Genomic DNA, 17351 nt, shown 5'->3' with positions numbered 1-17351 from the left:
GTCCCCCCACTCGTTATTCATTTGATTTCAATGCATCGATCATATCAATATGCTTCAATTTGAAATGAGTGACGATCATCACGATCACCGTGAATAGAATCGTCAAAGCAGCGGATAGTGTATAAGCAACCCAGGTAATAACTAACGGGAAAATCACTGATTCCATTGAAGCTTGGCGTAAGATAAAGTCGGTCAGCACATAACCGATCCCAAATCCTCCAAAAATCCCTAATAAAGTAAAGATGATATTTTCTCGAACGATGTACATCGTGACTTCTTTATCAAAAAAGCCTAATACTTTGATCGTAGAAAGTTCACGTACTCGTTCAGAGATATTGATATTCGTTAAATTGTATAAAACGATAAACGCCAATAAACCAGATAGAACGACGAAAATGATGACCACTGCATCTAAATTTGAAAGAGATTCTTCTTGGTTCTTGATCTGTGTCGAAATAAAAGAGGTATTAGTAACCGCCCCCGTTTTCAATAATTCTTCTGAGAGTGTATCCTCTTCTTCTTTCGACATCTTTTCTGTTTTGAGTAGATACGCATTGGTTGTCATTGGCTGTCCAGAAATCTCTTCATAGTACGTTGGACTCATATAGACAAAATTACCCAAATAATTTTGCAAAATGACTGCCACCGTTCCATGTAATTTTTGTTGATCGTCATCATACATTTCCACCGTATCACCGACAGATAAATCGAATAATTCGGCCGCTTTACGTGTAATCGCAAGCCCATGATCTGGTAGTTCTACCGATTGATCGTCCGTTGTTTTCAGATGGATGAACGTTTCTAATGCTTGTTCATTTTCTGGTACCATCAATGTCAAACTTTGTGATGCTTGGCCTTTTTTACGTAGTTCAATCGTTTGCGAATCAACCGCTAAACGATCAGTGATCTTCGCTTGATCATCCATTGCATCATTGATTTCTTTTTGACTCGTTTCATCAGTTTGATTGGTCGTTACGATCGCTTGATAATCAATGATTGGTCCAAACTGTTTGGCAGAAACCGAGCTAAGCGAATCCTTTAGCCCAACTCCTGCGACCATCAATCCTGCACAACCGGCAATTCCGATGATTGCCATGAACATCCGTGATTTATAACGGAAAAGATTACGATAACTGATTTTTTGGTTGAAGCTTAAACGTGACCAAAGAGGAGTAATGTATTCTAAAAGAATTCTTTTCCCTGGTTTCGGTGCTTTAGGCTGTAACAAAGCAGCTGGTCGTTCGCGTAGATCTTTGAATAGAACTAACATCGCTGCACCAAAAGCAGCAATGAAGAACGCAATAGCTGCTTGGATGATTGGTGGCCAATCATAGAAAATCACCGCACTGCCAATATCATAACGTTCGTTTGAAAGCTCAAAAATGATCCGTGGCAAAAGGTTGGTTCCTAATATCGTTCCTAAAATGATTCCGATACCTGAAGCGAGACAAGCATAAATGGCATATTTTTTGGCAATCTCCAATTTACTGTATCCTAAGGCTTTCAATGTACCGATTTCTCGTCTATTTTCTTCTACCATCCGTGTCATCGTGGTAAAAGTGATCAATGCTGCAATAAAGAAGAAAAAGACTGGAAAGACATTTGCGATGGCTGCGATGCGTTCAGCTAGATCGCCAAATTCCTGAAAGCCGACATTTTCCGATCGTTCTTGGAAAAGATAAGTTGGCTTGGCTAATTCATTGATTTTTTCTTCATTCTCCGCAATAGACGCTTCGGCCTCTGTTAGCTCCGCTTCTTTTGTTGTCAATTGTGCTTCTTGTTCTGATAATTGACTTTCTTGTTCCGCTAAAGCACTCAATGCCGGTGTTCGCTGCGGTTCAGGTAACTGCTCCAAGACTTGACGTTGTTGATCAATCTGCGTTCTCGCTGCTTCTAATTGACTTTTCGCATCAGCCACTTGTGATTTTCCGGCTGCGATTTCTTGTTTTGCAGGGGCTAAAGCATCCTTGCCCTCTTGCTTCAGCTGTTCTAAACGTTGCTGCGGTCGCTCTTCAAACAACCCTTCCAGCTTTTCGATGTTTTTTTCCATCTCTTCTTGGTATTCTTCACTGTACGTATTTAAATCGTCGACATTTGCAAAGTCGAGATATAATACGGATTGGATATCTGTTTTAAAATTATCTTGTGGGACATAGGCAAAGTAATCAATACTCCCGTTCCCTACATTTGCAAAACCTCGTTCTAAATTATTGATGAATAACGGCGAGCGGACAAAACATGTAATCTTGTACGCCGTCTCTTTCAAGTCATCTGATTCAATCGTGTAGGTGTCACCGATGCTGTATCCTTGATTTTTTGCCTTCTCATCTAGTACAAGTTCATCATCCGATTGTGGCAAGCGACCATCGATCACCGTCAACTGATTTTGTTTCATATCTGGAGCGTAAGAGAATACTTGGACAACTTCATTTTTATTGGCATTCGCGTAATATAGTTGTTTGCCCGTTTCAACGGTTACATCTGAGAGTTTTTCTGCTTCTGCAACATCTTCTTTCGTCAATCCTGCTGTCGAAACGATCTGTAGATCAGAGAGTTTACCTGCCCTGACATATTCATCCATCGTTTTTTGCATCACAGGACCAGCTGTCTTGACGCCTACATATAAGAGCGTGCCGAGTAAAATGATCAATATAATCGCGATAAAGCGGCCTTTTGATTGGCGTATTTCACGAAATCCTGCTTTGAGGTAAGTTCTATTTTTCATGGCAAACCTCCTTACCAAACAAGTTCATCGATAGATGAAGGCTGTTCATTCAATTCGACTGCACGGACTTTTGCATCGTTGATATGGATTACTCGGTCAGCGATTGGTGCTAAAGCCGAGTTATGTGTAATGATCAAAACGGTATTGCCATGTTCACGACTAGCATTTTGCAACAATTTCAATACTTGTTTTCCTGTTTCAAAATCCAATGCGCCAGTTGGTTCATCACAAAGTAATAATTTTGGGTTTTTCGCAAGCGCTCGTGCAATCGACACACGTTGTTGTTCGCCCCCTGATAATTGTGATGGGAAATTATTTAACCGGTGCGCAAGCCCAACTTGTGTCAAAACTTCTACAGGATCTAACGCATTTGGCGAAACTTCTGTTGCCAATTCAACATTTTCTTTTGCAGTTAAGTTAGGAACAAGATTATAAAATTGAAAAACAAAGCCAACATCTGTCCGGCGATAAGCCGTTAATTGTTTGTCATTGAATTGAGCAATATCTGTTTCATCAATAATGATCTGTCCCTCATCCGGTGTATCCATCCCACCTAAAATATTCAATACCGTTGATTTCCCTGCTCCACTAGGCCCAAGAATAATCACTAATTCTCCTTTTTCAATGGAGAATGAAATATCGTCATTCGCTGTAATCGTTGTTTCGCCCATCTGGTAACGCTTAAATTCATTTTTTACTTCTACATATTTCATAAAACTTCCACCTTCATTCTCCCGTTTATTTATCTATTTGGTAAATCTCTTATATTTTAACACTGAAATGAAAGGTTGTGAAAAAAACCTTTTCAAAAGAGGTCGTGAAAGGCACGTTCAGCACAGTGGCATAAGAAAGAAAAATAGAAAATGGTTCTTTCATTTTTTATTTTTTGTCTTATGTCCGAAGTGTTGCGCCTTGAACACCGTTTACAAGAGGTCGTGAGAGAAGCGATTAGTACTGAGTAATAAGAGTGGAAAAGCTAAAATGGCTTTTTCATTTTTTGATTTTTTTGGCTTATTTTATTATTGAAGTTTTACTTCTGGAATACCTTTTATTCGGTTCTAGGGTGTGCAAGATGACGAATATCACAGAATCATCATTTACTTCTTTACGTATTCATGGGAAAATGACACTAAGAAAGAGATAGGAGTATAGCAATGGCAAAGAAAAAAGTGACGATCAAAGACGTTGCGAAACATTCAGGCGTATCCATCGCAACTGTCTCACTGATCTTGAATGGCAATGAAGCAAAATTCCATCCAGATACGGTCAAAAAAGTAGTAAAAGCAAGAGACGAATTAGGTTACCAACCCGATTACATTGCACGTCAAATGATCACAAAGAAAACAAAAACCATCGGTGTTCTTGTCCCTGATATCACCAATCCTTTTTTCAATACGTTGATGCAAGGGATCGAAGACTATCTTTACCAACAAAATTTTGTCACGATTCTATGCAATGCAGATTTTGATCATCAAAAAGAAACGGATTATTTACTTGAGTTGACGCAACGTGGTGTCGACGGGTTTATTATTGCCTCTTCGGCTGTCTCAACGAAAGCCCTTCAAGTTTCTTTGAAGAAACAAGGGAAACCATTTATCGTATTAGATCAGAAAAAAGCAGAAGGTTCTAGTGATGCGGTCTTAACAGATGATTATCAAGGTGGGTACTTAGCCGGTGAGCATCTACTAGGCTTAGGTCATCAGGAAGTTGCTTTAGTCTATCCACAACAGACACCTCAAAATGTCCAAAATCGGATAGATGGTTTCTTAGCAGCGTGTAAACATGTGGATCATTCTGAGAAACAGATTCATTGGTTCCCTACTCACTTTTCAAAAAAAGGGGGCTATGAAATCGTTCCTGATTTACTTTCCTCTGCTACTACAGCGATTTTCGCATTGAATGACGAACTAGCTTTTGGTGTATATCGCGGATTAGCGGAGCATGATAAACTCATTCCCGAAGATTATAGCATCATTGGCTATGATAATATTGATATGTGTGAATACATGAAGCCTAAATTAACGACCATTGCTCAACCCATTTTAGAGTTAGGTAAAGCGACTGCTCGTTTACTCTTAGAACGCATCCAACACCCTGATAAATCATGGGAAGAACTTTTATTGCCCGTAGAGTTGATCCAACGTTCCTCAACTCAATCGATCGATCTCTCCGCCCCTCAATAACACGAATATTTGTTGCGAATCAATGATGACTGAACCTGTTATCATTGGTTTTTTAAATAATGCGTTATTTTATATTTTTATTTCTTCCATAAAAAGCCAGCAACCAAGGCTTTTTTTACGTTCGTTATTTAACGAAATGTTTTGAAGAATTGATAAATCTTTGGTAAACTTATAGTAAGTGTACTCATTTCCCCCAAAATTTGTGCCCCCACAAATGAAATAGGGTACATCAAACAATGAATGTTCAAACGAAATGAATAGCTACTTAATACTTTTGTCCAATGTTTATTTGTTTTTTATTCGTGAATCATGATTGAATATATTCACGAAATCAAGCAACTGACAGAACAGATGCAACTTTATTAGTGCAACTGTGGAAAAAGAAAAGGAGTATTTCGTTATGAAGAAAAAAACAGCAATACGCCTACTTGCAGCATCTTGGCTGATTGCTCCAACTTTGTTATCTACACAGCCTGCATTTGCTACAATCAGGCGAACACAGACATCCGAAAGCACGATCGTTGCGGAGTCACCTTCAGCTACGACCGATTCAAGTACTAATGATTCCACGCTATCAAGTTCTTCAACAGATTCTTCCGATAATCCAGAGGAATCAACGGAAGAATCGACCGAAACAGCCACTCGGACGCTATCGATTGCTCGGAATTTACGTGAAAAAATCAAATTGAAGATCGTTGATGAAGAGAAAGAAAAATCTGAGATCAAAACAAGAGAGTACACAGAAGAAGATTTTCTAGAGATTTCTAAGTCTGGCAAAGTCAAAGACTTAAAAGAAGGAACCAAAGTTACATATATGATCACACCTGAAACGAATGAACAATTAGTTTCTGTCAAAATCGAAGGTGCGCAAGAAATCGACTATACCAAACAAATTTTTACAGTCGGCGTGACTGATTTAACGATCTCCGCAAAATTTGAGTCGTCAACTTCCCCTTCTGAACCAACCTCTCCAGAAGAAGAAACGGCGGATTCTTCTGAGCCAACGCCAGTTACTCCAGATATTCCGGATAGTGGTAATAATGGCAATACTGGCAATTCGGGAAATAATGGCAACAACAACGGAAATTCAACTACAGGAAATACGACAAATCCTTCACGACCACCAAGTTCTTCAAATAATAATGGGAATACAAGTGGTTCTACAGGATCAACAAACAATAATGGCTCATCTTCAAACCAGACAACAAACACTAATCGGCCTCAGACGCCCGATCGAATTGAAAACCCAGCTTCAGAATCATCTGATTTTGTTGTAAAAACACCAATCGAAGCAATTTTACCGGCCAACACAACAAGCACCCAACAAGCACTTGTAAAAGAAGCATATCGCCAGCTGGGAAAACCATATGTTTGGGGTGCCAAAGGTCCTACGACTTTCGATTGTTCTGGTTTGACTTATTACATTTATAAAAAAGTAACTGGCCATTCGATTGGAGGTTGGACAGGGGAACAACAATATGCGGGTACACAAATCCCTGTCGAGAATGCTCAACCAGGCGATCTAGTTTTTTGGGGACCTGCTTCGGGTACTACCCATCATGTAGGTATTTATATTGGTAATGGGAATTACATCCATGCCCCTCAACCGGGTGACCATGTGCGGATCACTTCCATCAAGGATTACAGACCCGACTTTGCCTTACGTGTCAATATAGCTGGTTTACCACGAGCGACAAATTCGTTAGCTAGTTCACCGATTTTAGATGGGATCAACGATTCATTCCATTTCGCACAAAATCAAACAACAGATCAGTTTGTTGAAAAAATCGCTGAAGATGCTCGAGAAATTGGGCAAGAAGAAAATATTTATGCTTCTGTTATGATGGCACAAGCTATTCTAGAAAGTGGTTCTGGCAACAGCTTGCTTTCTCGTTCACCGAACTATAATCTTTTTGGGATCAAGGGCGCTTATAAAGGGAGTAGTATTTCCTTCAACACATTGGAACAAACGGCAGCTGGGCAAAACTATCAAATCCGTGCAGCATTTCGTAAATACCCCTCTTACAAAGAAAGCTTAAAAGACTACGCAGATTTGATCAAAAACGGCTTATCTCATAATGCTGATTTTTATAAACCAACGTGGAAATCTGAGACTAAAGATTACCGAGAAGCAACGAAGTATTTAGAAGGGCGCTATGCGACAGATCGACAATATTCTAGGAAATTGAATGCCATCATTGAAGCCTATGACTTGACGCAATACGACGAACCAAAAGAACAAGAAAAACAGGATTCTGAAACAAATGAGCGAATGGATTCCTTTGTCGTTCCTACTCGTTGGCGAAATTCTTCGTCTACTTCATCTAGAATGACCATTTCGTTATTCAATCAAAGAAACCCTTCACTTCTATATCTTTCAGAATTAAGATTTGCTTCTTTCTGGGACCTATGGCATCATTTTTCAGTGAGAGAGATCCCACAGAAACTTTCTGTAACGGTCAGAGAAACCGATCAGCCACTTGCTAGTCGCTTGAACCTTGATCGTGTCTTTCGGATGAAACAATTCTTGAGATAGCAAAAATGGACACTCTATCAAAGAACCAAAACTCAGAAGTTGATGGAATACTTCTGAGTTCTGGTTCTTTTTATGTATCTTACTCCACCTAAATGGGCGCTGGAAAGTTACATTATTGGTTAGAAAAAATATTTGGCAATCTCTGATAACCTTTCTTTCTTTTGAGGATCAATTTGATCAGCCATTTGAAGATTACTGCGTTAAGATCAATCGATGCTTCGGATATCTTGACATAATATCGTTCCTTTGATTGTATACATCGCTGTATCAAAAATTGTTTGAAATGCACCTGAGCGTTGATATTTTTCCTGTAAATATTTTGTTGCACTACTGATTGGCATGACTAAAACGGCATTGAAAATCTTGTTATAGTTGTCATTGCTAATGATGACACACGGTCGTTTTTTTTTTGCTAGTCCGTTCTCTTTTGTTGGAACCAAATCTATAAAAATAATATCCCCTTGTTTTACCATTCGATTTTCTCCTCGCCTACAGCCTCTCCAAAATCAACGATTTCTGTATCATCACTCGCATGTTCTTCCATCACAACCAACTCATTGTTCCAAAAGTCTTCATAAGCCATAATTGTTTTTTCACTAGTCCCTTTAAGTTCATCTTCAGGCGTGAATTCAAAAATAACTTTCTGATTCTCTTTCAAGCCTAATGTTTGACGCACACTCTTAGGGACAGTGATTTGATTTTTAGATGTCATTTTAGCTGAGACTTGCACTTTTTTATCCATAAGTATTCCTCTCCTTTATTTGATATACAAAAAAAGTATGGCATCCCCCACTTTTTTTGTACACATCTGTTCAGATTTTTCATTTATTTCTTTGATACTTCCTGTAACAGTAATAACAAATAAAAGCGAAGATTGGCAGCAGACTAAAAAAATAAAGTGCTTGGTTCAATGATAACTGTTGCGCCAGGACACCGCCAAGTAATGGAGAAATGAAGGAAGAAAGCCCCATATAAACACTTATAGATAGAAGTTGCCCTGAAGAAAAGATATTTTTAGGGGTAATCTCACTGATAATCATTCGACTACCGATAGTAAAAGCTGGAACAGTAAAAAACTGCAAGAAACTGGCAGCAAGCAATACTAACGGCGTTCGTGAAGTTGCATAAATCAAAAATTACAGGACCAAAAAGAAACCAGAAATAAAAATCAATCGCTCATTTTTCCATTTTGTCACCGAATGATTCAATAAAAGATACGCCGGGATTTCACAGAAAGCTTGAATCGCCCACTTTAATCCCACGAACGTATTTCCACTATCCATTAAGAGTAACTTGTCAATCACGATCGTATTATTGGCGACGATCGTTAAATATAAAAGAAAAAATAGGAACGTATAACATAAAAACTCCCCATTCTTGCACAGCTGATACATATCCGAAAGATTAAATCCCTCGTTTTTTTGTTCTTTAGGTTCCTTTGTATCGTGAGGTGTTTGAGGCACTGTTTTTGCGATGTACAAATAACTGATTAGAAAAAAGAGAAAAGGAACGAGCAGCCACTGATAATTATTATTAAAAATGAATACCGGAATACATACACTCATCACACTCCAACCTAAAGAACCTATTGCTTTGATCGACGCAAGGTTGTTTCGCATCTCTGACTCTGATAACACCCAATTATCTAGGACGGTTGCTCCTGTATTGGATAGCCCTCCTGCAATAGCCAGTACGATCAGATGCATTAGCAAGATATCTTTTCCTAACATATAAAAAGTGATTGCAAAGCATACGAATAGTACAGAAACTACCATGGCAACTTTTTTTATCTGCTTGCTTCGGTCAGAATAATAGCCAATAAAGATTTGGAAGATCATCGTGGTCACACTGTAAGAAGCCAAAAACCAGCCTCTCTGGACCGCATCATAGCCTTGTTCGGTCAAAAACGGCACGATCTGTGTCATCAAAGTAGCCATCAACGCATACTGAAAAAAATAGACGAGTTGAAATTTATTCTTTACTGCCATATCTACTTTCAAAATGATCGGCTGAAGAATCTCCTCCAGCCGACCCCTTTCATTTTTATAAGTGATACCTAGTGAAGCTCCGGCCAATAAGGAGCATTGACTTCAATCATTTCATCAAGGATCTCCTTCGCTACTTTTGCACTAGGTATCGTTTTGTTCATGATGAAGGCTTGCCATAATTTTTGATATGATTTTTGTCCCCAAGCATCGACTGCTAACTTCTCAGATGCAATTTGCTGTTCCATTAAACCTTTTTGGAAAGTAGGGATCTCACCAATCGATAGTACTTCATAACCGTCTTTCCCTACGATACAAGGCAATTCGACCATCGCATCGTGATTGAAATTAGAGATGGCACCATTATTCTCAACGATCAGAATCATGCGCTCTTTTGTATTGAATGTCAACGCGCAAGCTAGATCTGTAATAAATGAGGCATGCTCATTAGAGACAAAAAGCGTGTCTTTAGCTGTTTGGTTATTAATAATCCGCTGGCATTCTTCAAAAACGATTTTCTCCCGTCCATCAATGATTTCATTCGCTCTTGTATACTGTTTATCGGCATGAGCAACCGTTTCATCAGCCATCAAATAATATTTTAGATACGTATTGGATAAAAAGGTCGGCTCAATTTCATGTAACTCTTTGGCTGCTAACATGGTTTCCAACCAGCTTGTTTCTTTGTGTTGGCCTTGTTGTGTTTGTTCTGTATAGCCATATTTTTTTACATGGGTGCTTATTTTCGGCAGCAAGTCATTACCGTCATGGTCTTTGATACTTGTCCACCAACCAAAGTGATTCAAGCCAAAATAAGACGTTTCAAAATCTTTTCGATCCCGTAGCCCAATCACTCGAGCCATGATATCTTCTAAACAAACGGGCATGTCACAAATATTGATGATTTTTGAATTGGGACGAAACCTTCTTGTTGCTTCTGCGACCACTGCTGCTGGATTAGAATAATTCAATAACCAAGCATCCGGTGAATACATTTCCATATAGTCGACTAGTTCTAAGACTGGCCCGATCGAGCGCAACCCATAAGCAAGTCCCCCTGGTCCGCATGTTTCTTGACCTACAACATTATGCTTAAATGGAATTTTTTCATCTTGTTCCCTCATGGCATATTTTCCAACTCTTAGTTGTGCCATGACGATATCAACATCTGTAAAAGCCTCTTTAGGATCTGTTGAATAATCAAATTCGATTTCTGGCGCTCGTTCTGCGAGGATGATCGCGCATGCTTTTGCTATAACTGCTTGTCTTTGTTCATCATTATCATAAAATTTAATTTTTCTGACTGGAAATCGTTCTCGGTCTTCTATTAACATCATCACTAATGAAGGTGTATATGTGCTCCCTCCACCGGCGATCAAGATTGAACTTTTTTTCTTATTCATAATTATCCTCCTCTTATTTTACGATCAATTCTTCAAATGATTCTCTCACTCTTGGAACAGTTAACCCAACAATGATTTGGATACCACCATTTCCAGGATTGACAAGTCCTGAAGCCCCAGCTTCCTGAAAATCAATAGGACTGGCTACTTTACTTGTATCTTTCACGGTAAGTCGTAACCGTGTGGCACAATTCGTCACATCCAGTACATTCTCTTTTCCACCTACTAACACTAGATAGGCTTGTGCTTGTCTAGCATGTTTAGGTAGGTTTTTCTCTTGTTCATCTTGTTGTGTCTTCTTTTTGTTTTCGTAATCAGCTTTTGAATAAAGTTGTATCTCTGATACATCCTCTTCACGTCCTGGAGTTTTTAAATTGAATTTTTTGATCATGAAGGTAAATACTAAGAACCAGATCGCAGTAAATGTAAGTCCGATCATGATTTGGGTGAGGTAGGTCGAACCATGAAAATTCCAAAGAGGCAACCAATTTAATCCTAACCAATTGATCAATCCACCACCAAAATCACCAACGACGCCGAAAGCGTAAGAAACCGTAGCAATGGACGCATCTAATAGCGCATGGACACCCCATAAAGCTGGAGCAACAAATAAGAACGTAAACTCAATAGGTTCAGTGATTCCCGTCAAAATCGCAGTTAATGCAGCTGGGGCGATCAATGCAATAACTTTCTTCTTTTTCTCTGGATGAGCGGCTTGAATAATGGCTAAGCTTAAGCCGGCTGTTCCAAATACTTTTGACATACCCGATAAAGAAAAACCCCCAAAAGGATAAAGTTCTTTAAGCGAAAGTGCACTTGTTTGGAATTCGCCGATATTTGATGCCCAATAAGCAGCCATCCCCCCTTCAACTACCGCACTATCATAAGCAAATGGGGCGTACACAAAATGATGTAAGCCAGTTGGAATAAGGATTTTCTGTAAAAATTGATAGATGAATACACCAAAATTTCCTGAATTGATAAAAAATCCTTGCATGCTTCTCATTCCTTCTTGGATGATAGGCCATACGACACACATCAAAAGTGCTAGAGGAATCATAACAAAAAAAGCGATCATCGTAACGAAAACAGAACCACTAAAAATCGTCAACATCTCTGGTAATTCTTTTTCATAAAAGCGATTATGCAAATAAACCACAATACCTGAGATCAACAATGCTCCGATCATGCCCGTATCTAAAGTAATGATTCCAGCAATCGATGTTAACCCAGAACCAACGGCTGTTCCTTGAGATAGATCCACGGCGAAAGTATTTGGCCATAACGTTAAAATTGCATTGACGAAATAATTGAAAGCAATATAGGTCACTAATGCTTCCATCGTTGCTCGAGCTGCATATTTTTTAGCTAAACTGATTGGTAATCCGACCACAAATAAAAGCGGTAATTGAAAAAATGGTGTCCAGCCACCGGCTGCTACAACATTCCAGAACTTATACCAGAGTGTATCAGGCGCAGCAATATCTCCCATGATCGTTTGATTGGAAAGAAGTAAAGAAAAACCAATAACGATACCAAAAAAAGAAAATAGCATGACAGGTGCTAACATTGCTCCACCAAATCTTTGAATTTTTTTCATCATAGTTTTTTAGTCCTTCATATTTTTTAGTAAGCGCTTTACCGATTCTTAGTTTACTATTAAAATGGATTCCTGAAACACTTTAAGATGATTTAAAAATTCCTCACAGGAAAAAGGTTTTTGTCACAAAATTTGTGAATCGTCACATCCTATCTTCGAGAATAAAACCAGAGGTCCGGTAGTAGTTAATCAAATAAACGGTACATGAAGGCGTATCTTAATAGTGAGGTGAGAACAAGAAGGACACACGCAATTGGAAAATCCTCCAAGTAAACCAAAGGGTGAGTGAAGGCAGTCTACCAACCAAAAATTGACTGATAAAGAATTGGTTATTGAGTTAGGTAACAAAGATTTAGCAGTTGTATCACCTTGCAAGGTCTATGAAAATAGCAATAAAACTAACAAGATTGAGAAACGTTTCCGTCGATTACAGCGTGAACTCTCTCAAAAATATCAAATGAAAAAGGGGGAAACTGATTTGTCAAAACCTGTAATATCTATAAATTAGAATCGAACATTCAATCGATCCATCAAAAAAATAACCACTATTCGTCAGATCCATATTCACAGATGACCAAACAAGCGTAGTAGAAACATGGTTCTGAAAACTTTAATGATGAGTTCTAACGATTTATAGATTTTTGGCAATGATGAAAACAGATGTTACAAGACCGAATTACGACGTTTCAGTCAAGGTTGACTGAAAATGATTTTCTTATCTGGTCCTATATCACAAATCACAAAAAAAATTCTTTAACAATGTCTATTAACGAACTGGCGAAACAATGCAACGTTTCTCGCACAACAATCATGCGGTTTTGCCAAAAATTAGGGTTTGATGGTTTCTCAGAATTCAAATATCATCTAAAAAATGAACTTACACAGGAAAATGTGCGTCTATCCGAGTTTGAGGAGGAAATCTTGGAAAATCATATCCAAACAATTGAGAACCTCAAGAAAAAAGATTTCACTGATCTATGTACAATGATGGCTAATGCGAATCGGATTTTCATCTATGGATCAGGTGATATACAAACGCTAGTTTCAAGTTATATGAAATTGCTTTTCGTACACAACGGATTGATACTCTATGACTTCGGTGCCGTTTCGATCAACAAACAGTTTTACCAAATCATTCAGCCAGAAGACTTAGTTCTGTTGATCACGCTAAATGGTGAGTCTCCTGAAGTCGTCAAATTAGCGAAGCAACTGAAGCAACGAAATATCCAGACAATTGGTATCACAAAACTTAGGAACTCAACTGTCTCAAAACTTTGTGATGAAACGATTTTCTTCTTGAATCCAGAACTACAAGATCAAGAAGATATCCTTACACCTTTTGAAACAACTTCAACACTTTTTTTCGTGATCGAATATTTTTTGTTGAAATATGATGCTTGGCAAAAACAAACAAATAAAAGTTCCTAAAAAACGCATCTCTTTCGTGCCAATTTGGCTTTTAAAGAGATGCGCTTTTTATGTATTGGGTTCTGTCTCTCTCACTGCCTTTTGATCGAACCGTCCTTTACTCGATCAAGGTAACGGTAATCGCCGAGGTAGTGCCGTAATATCGCATGATCCAGATAAATACTTTTTAGAATAGCGTTGACTTCCCTCTCTAAGTAATCCTTATCAAATTCAAACTTTGAATAAAGATGATCAAAGATCAAACGTTTATTTTTTTCTTTTCTAGGGATTTATTGCAGTTGCCCATCTTTGAAAAATCTAGCCAGTTCACTCATAACCGATATCCTTCCATCGTATCCAGTAATCTTTTCTCTATTTGATCATGCTTCAAGCAAATTTTATCGAAGGCAACAGAAAAAGCGAGAAGGAGTTTTTTCTACAAACCATCTTCTCGCTCTTTATCAAGCTCAACTTATTCTTTTTTGTTCAAAACGATGCCTGTGTACAGCCAAGTAGTTACAACATAGTAGATAAAGTAGAGAACAAAGAATATTGTAAATGGTATCCATAAGTTGTGATATGGATCATCCATCAAAACAGTAAACATTTGAAGTCCAAATAATACATGGATGGCTCCTAGAATCCCTGGTGCTAAGAAGAGAATACCGATTTCTCGACGAATCGATTGTTTTAACAATGCTTGACGAGCACCGATCTTACCGAGCATCTCGTAACGAACGACATCACTCTTGCTACCTGAGAGGATCTTGAACATCAAGCAACTTGCTAACATTGTCAAGAAGGCGATCCCTAAAAAGAAGCCCATGAATTCAAAGCCTGAGAACATACCATTGATCATTTGGTACGCATCATATTTTTGCGTGAAACTAAACATTCCATCTTTTAATGATTCATTATTTTTATTGTTTTCTGCTACCAGATCACCAATTTGTTCAATACTCTCATGGAAATCTTTTGCTTGGATCAGTTGCATACTGGTTTGTGGAAGATTTAATTGAGCAAATTCTTCTGCTGGCAGTAATTTGATTTCTTTTTCTCGTTGTTCTGGCAATTCGTAATAGCGCAACTCATCTTGATAGTTTAAGTTTGTCGCTAATTCTTCTGCGGTTACTTTTTTCGTTTTGACGTTTCTTTCCCCAGTGTTAGGTGTTTGATTTTCCATGATCAAAAATGGATCTTGTTCAAACTCACTATAGTTATAGTACACTGTTTTTTCGTCTTCTTTTTGTTGATAGACCGCGTTGATCGTTGGTGAAAGTTTCGCCACTTTAGATTGATCGATCAATTCTGATTGATTCAATACTAGATCATAATTCGATACTTCATTCGTCAACTGAGTGATCTGGTTTTTAAAGCCTAGACCGACTGTTAATGCACCTAAAGCTAATGCGAGTAACATCGCAACCATTGAAAGCATTTGTGTGTATTCACGAATACGGAAGCTTAACTGTGATAACGTAAAGTTGTTCAGTTTTTTCATCGAAAGATTTTCTGTTTTCTTCAATAGTTTAAGGAAGAAAATGATGACCGAATGGAAAATAAAATACGTTCCTAAAACGATTGTAACTAACGCGACGGCGATTCCCATCAACTGATAGGTTCCGATATTTGCCATCATATAATAACCGACACCGATAAAAATGATTCCTAAAACTACTTCAAGGAAAAACAAGAATTTATGTTGTTTCATCTGCGCAGGTGTTTGATCCGCACGTAGTAAAGTCAAAATTGGTTTTTTGACAATCGAGAATGCATTGACAAACGCTGCTAATAAGAATAGTACGATGAAAAACAGCAAAGTAATCAATAATCCATTCATATTGAACGGTGTAAAATGAGTAATTTTAATATTTAACTGGGCAACTAATAGTCGATGGACGACGCTTGTTAAACCAATACCTAGCGCTGAACCAACCAAAGTAGCGACTGTTCCTACTATCAAGGTCTCAGAGAAAATCATTTGGGCAATTTTCCGGCCTTTTGCTCCTAGCATCATAAACATCGCATAATCTTTTTGTCGCATCGTCATCAAAAATGAGTTGGCATAAAGAATGTAAACAAATGTGATGATCCCCAATAATACCGACCCAAAGCGAAAGATAAAGACTGTCATCGCTAAAGTGGAATTATTGTTCAAAAAATCGGTGTTGCTGGCCATTGACTCGAACATATAAAAGATGGCTGAAGCCATGACTAAACCGGAAAATAGAACAATATAGTCTCTTAACCGACTCTTGATCCCAGTAAGTGATAATTTCCAAAGCATGTTCAGTTTCCCCCTTACTGTTCTAGATTACCTAGAATCGTTAATATTTGACGATAAAAGTCTGAACGACTTTGTTCTCCGCGTTTAACTTCCTGATGGATCACGCCATCTTTAATAAATAAGATTCGTTGACAGTAACTTGCTGAAAAAGCATCATGTGTCACCAACAGAATCGAAACCTTATCATTTGTATTCAATTCTTCCATCGTATCTAATAGGTCTTTCGCACTTTTTGAATCCAACGCACCAGTTGGTTCATCCCCTAATAGAATCGTTGGTTGCGTAACTAGTGCCCGGGCTGCTGCTACCCGTTGTTTTTGTCCACCTGAGATTTTTGCGGGGTAGCTGTCTAATATGTGACTGATTGATAAGCGTTCAGCCACCGCATTGACTTTTTTCTTGATTTCTTTTGGTTTCACGCCTTGTAAAGAAAGCGGAACTGCAATATTTTCTTGTGCAGTCAAGTTCTCTAAAAGATTGAAATCTTGGAAGATAAAGCCGATTTCTTTTGCTCGAAAATCGGCTAACTGATTTCCTTTCAACTTCGTGACATCTGCTTGGTTGATATGGATCGTGCCACTTGTTGGTTTATCTAATGTTGATAAGATATTCAATAAGGTTGATTTACCTGATCCAGAAGCCCCCATGATACCAATGAATTCGCCTTTTTCCACACTAAAACTGATACCGTTCAATGCTTGTGTCTGTTTCTCATTACTTTTTCCGTAAACTTTTGTTACGTTCTTGATTTCTACGATTTTATCCATTATTGACCGTTCCTTTACTTAATTTTTCTTGTGCTGCTGATGGAATGTCTTTTGCCTGTACTTCCTCATAAGACGTCACGCCTTTATTTTTATTCCAAGTCACTTTCAAAAATGCATCTTTTCTTAATGGTCGTTCTTGAAAACCATTGAAGTCCATTGTTTTTTCTTTACCTTCTTTATTAAACCCAGGTAGTTCATAACGATAACTGATGATTTCTTGTCCACCGTCAGCGTGATCCACCTGTTTCTCACCATCCGTTGTGATTTGAACATAGTAGCTTTCACCACCCATGATCAAATGATCTGCTAAACGGTAGCCACCAAAAGCGATGATGATAAATGCTCCCAACCCAATCAATAATTTTTTCATTGTGACTCCTTCTTTCCTGTTCTGATAAATTAAGTATAGTCAAGTATCCGTGAAAATTCCTTTCTTTTTACTATCAAAACTCTTTCAT

Annotated in this window: 15 protein-coding genes and 1 pseudogene; 4 read left to right on the top strand and 12 right to left on the bottom strand. The window is 38.2% G+C overall.

Translation table 11 applies throughout. The annotated features are described in order from the left end of the window. Positions 1 to 13: 13 nt before the first annotated feature. Entirely contained in the window at positions 14 to 2725 is a 2712-nt protein-coding gene (locus IGJ95_RS02515) for an ABC transporter permease (RefSeq protein WP_153829899.1), read from the bottom strand. A gap of 11 nt (positions 2726 to 2736) precedes the next feature. Then, the gene (locus IGJ95_RS02510) at positions 2737 to 3438 is read right to left on the bottom strand and encodes an ABC transporter ATP-binding protein (protein ID WP_010736355.1); all 702 of its coding nucleotides are present in this window, start codon (positions 3436 to 3438) and stop codon (positions 2737 to 2739) included. 441 nt (positions 3439 to 3879) lie between these two features. Here IGJ95_RS02510 and rbsR point away from each other — a divergent pair, with 441 nt between their 5' ends. Beyond that, positions 3880 to 4908, top strand: a complete 1029-nt coding sequence (gene rbsR / locus IGJ95_RS02505) for a ribose utilization transcriptional repressor RbsR (protein WP_023519081.1) — start codon at positions 3880 to 3882, stop codon at positions 4906 to 4908. Between the two features lie 400 nt (positions 4909 to 5308). Beyond that, a complete protein-coding gene (locus tag IGJ95_RS02500) occupies positions 5309 to 7444 on the top strand; it encodes a glucosaminidase domain-containing protein (protein WP_010736357.1) in 2136 nt (711 codons plus the stop codon). A gap of 206 nt (positions 7445 to 7650) precedes the next feature. Here IGJ95_RS02500 and IGJ95_RS02495 read toward each other — a convergent pair whose 3' ends face one another. The 6 genes from IGJ95_RS02495 to IGJ95_RS02470 form a co-directional block, all read right to left on the bottom strand. Further along, complete coding sequence (locus IGJ95_RS02495) at positions 7651 to 7917, bottom strand: type II toxin-antitoxin system PemK/MazF family toxin (RefSeq protein ID WP_224434499.1); 267 nt, start codon at positions 7915 to 7917, stop codon at positions 7651 to 7653. Further along, positions 7911 to 8186, bottom strand: a complete 276-nt coding sequence (locus IGJ95_RS02490; RefSeq protein WP_153829901.1) for an AbrB/MazE/SpoVT family DNA-binding domain-containing protein — start codon at positions 8184 to 8186, stop codon at positions 7911 to 7913. Before IGJ95_RS02490 ends, IGJ95_RS02495 begins: the two co-directional genes overlap by 7 nt. Positions 8187 to 8265: 79 nt before the next feature. After that, positions 8266 to 8577, bottom strand: coding sequence for a hypothetical protein (locus IGJ95_RS02485; protein WP_438761404.1), 312 nt, complete (start codon positions 8575 to 8577; stop codon positions 8266 to 8268). 3 nt (positions 8578 to 8580) lie between these two features. Then, the gene (locus IGJ95_RS02480) at positions 8581 to 9432 is read right to left on the bottom strand and encodes an MFS transporter (protein WP_438761402.1); all 852 of its coding nucleotides are present in this window, start codon (positions 9430 to 9432) and stop codon (positions 8581 to 8583) included. Positions 9433 to 9500: 68 nt separating this feature from the next. Beyond that, positions 9501 to 10832 carry a 6-phospho-alpha-glucosidase gene (locus IGJ95_RS02475; RefSeq protein WP_153829903.1) on the bottom strand — a complete coding sequence of 444 codons (1332 nt, stop codon included), beginning with the start codon at positions 10830 to 10832 and terminating at the stop codon, positions 9501 to 9503. Between the two features lie 13 nt (positions 10833 to 10845). Next, positions 10846 to 12435 (bottom strand): alpha-glucoside-specific PTS transporter subunit IIBC, encoded by a 1590-nt coding sequence (locus IGJ95_RS02470; RefSeq protein ID WP_023519076.1) that lies wholly within the window; start codon positions 12433 to 12435, stop codon positions 10846 to 10848. A 657-nt stretch (positions 12436 to 13092) separates the two neighbouring features. Between IGJ95_RS02470 and IGJ95_RS02465 the strand changes: the two are divergent. Next, positions 13093 to 13305 (top strand): annotated as a pseudogene (locus IGJ95_RS02465) (MurR/RpiR family transcriptional regulator); the annotation flags it as partial. A gap of 48 nt (positions 13306 to 13353) precedes the next feature. Then, the gene (locus IGJ95_RS02460) at positions 13354 to 13860 is read left to right on the top strand and encodes a MurR/RpiR family transcriptional regulator (protein WP_023519074.1); all 507 of its coding nucleotides are present in this window, start codon (positions 13354 to 13356) and stop codon (positions 13858 to 13860) included. 71 nt (positions 13861 to 13931) lie between these two features. Here IGJ95_RS02460 and IGJ95_RS02455 read toward each other — a convergent pair whose 3' ends face one another. The 4 genes from IGJ95_RS02455 to IGJ95_RS02440 all read right to left on the bottom strand — a co-directional run bounded on the left by IGJ95_RS02455 (position 13932) and on the right by IGJ95_RS02440 (position 17263). Next, positions 13932 to 14102, bottom strand: coding sequence for a DUF2087 domain-containing protein (locus IGJ95_RS02455; protein ID WP_228760894.1), 171 nt, complete (start codon positions 14100 to 14102; stop codon positions 13932 to 13934). 209 nt (positions 14103 to 14311) lie between these two features. Continuing rightward, positions 14312 to 16126 carry an FtsX-like permease family protein gene (locus IGJ95_RS02450; protein ID WP_071866601.1) on the bottom strand — a complete coding sequence of 605 codons (1815 nt, stop codon included), beginning with the start codon at positions 16124 to 16126 and terminating at the stop codon, positions 14312 to 14314. Positions 16127 to 16140: 14 nt separating this feature from the next. Further along, the gene (locus tag IGJ95_RS02445) at positions 16141 to 16893 is read right to left on the bottom strand and encodes an ABC transporter ATP-binding protein (RefSeq protein ID WP_023519072.1); all 753 of its coding nucleotides are present in this window, start codon (positions 16891 to 16893) and stop codon (positions 16141 to 16143) included. After that, positions 16886 to 17263: a YxeA family protein gene (locus IGJ95_RS02440; RefSeq protein ID WP_019722992.1), complete on the bottom strand. Its 378-nt coding sequence runs from the start codon at positions 17261 to 17263 to the stop codon at positions 16886 to 16888. Before IGJ95_RS02440 ends, IGJ95_RS02445 begins: the two co-directional genes overlap by 8 nt. Positions 17264 to 17351: the final 88 nt, after the last annotated feature.

Origin of the sequence: Enterococcus sp. AZ156, from assembly GCF_051714165.1 — a bacterium.
GTDB lineage: Bacteria > Bacillota > Bacilli > Lactobacillales > Enterococcaceae > Enterococcus_B > Enterococcus_B pernyi.
This window is presented reverse-complemented; position numbering and strand designations above follow the sequence as displayed.

Coding starts and splice junctions, on each gene's coding strand:
- IGJ95_RS02515 (WP_153829899.1), bottom strand. CDS start 2,725: ATGAAAAATAGAACTTACCTCAAAGCAGGATTTCGTGAAATACGCCAA.
- IGJ95_RS02510 (WP_010736355.1), bottom strand. CDS start 3,438: ATGAAATATGTAGAAGTAAAAAATGAATTTAAGCGTTACCAGATGGGC.
- rbsR (WP_023519081.1), top strand. CDS start 3,880: ATGGCAAAGAAAAAAGTGACGATCAAAGACGTTGCGAAACATTCAGGC.
- IGJ95_RS02500 (WP_010736357.1), top strand. CDS start 5,309: ATGAAGAAAAAAACAGCAATACGCCTACTTGCAGCATCTTGGCTGATT.
- IGJ95_RS02495 (WP_224434499.1), bottom strand. CDS start 7,917: ATGGTAAAACAAGGGGATATTATTTTTATAGATTTGGTTCCAACAAAA.
- IGJ95_RS02490 (WP_153829901.1), bottom strand. CDS start 8,186: ATGGATAAAAAAGTGCAAGTCTCAGCTAAAATGACATCTAAAAATCAA.
- IGJ95_RS02480 (WP_438761402.1), bottom strand. CDS start 9,432: ATGGCAGTAAAGAATAAATTTCAACTCGTCTATTTTTTTCAGTATGCG.
- IGJ95_RS02475 (WP_153829903.1), bottom strand. CDS start 10,832: ATGAATAAGAAAAAAAGTTCAATCTTGATCGCCGGTGGAGGGAGCACA.
- IGJ95_RS02470 (WP_023519076.1), bottom strand. CDS start 12,435: ATGATGAAAAAAATTCAAAGATTTGGTGGAGCAATGTTAGCACCTGTC.
- IGJ95_RS02450 (WP_071866601.1), bottom strand. CDS start 16,126: ATGCTTTGGAAATTATCACTTACTGGGATCAAGAGTCGGTTAAGAGAC.
- IGJ95_RS02445 (WP_023519072.1), bottom strand. CDS start 16,893: ATGGATAAAATCGTAGAAATCAAGAACGTAACAAAAGTTTACGGAAAA.
- IGJ95_RS02440 (WP_019722992.1), bottom strand. CDS start 17,263: ATGAAAAAATTATTGATTGGGTTGGGAGCATTTATCATCATCGCTTTT.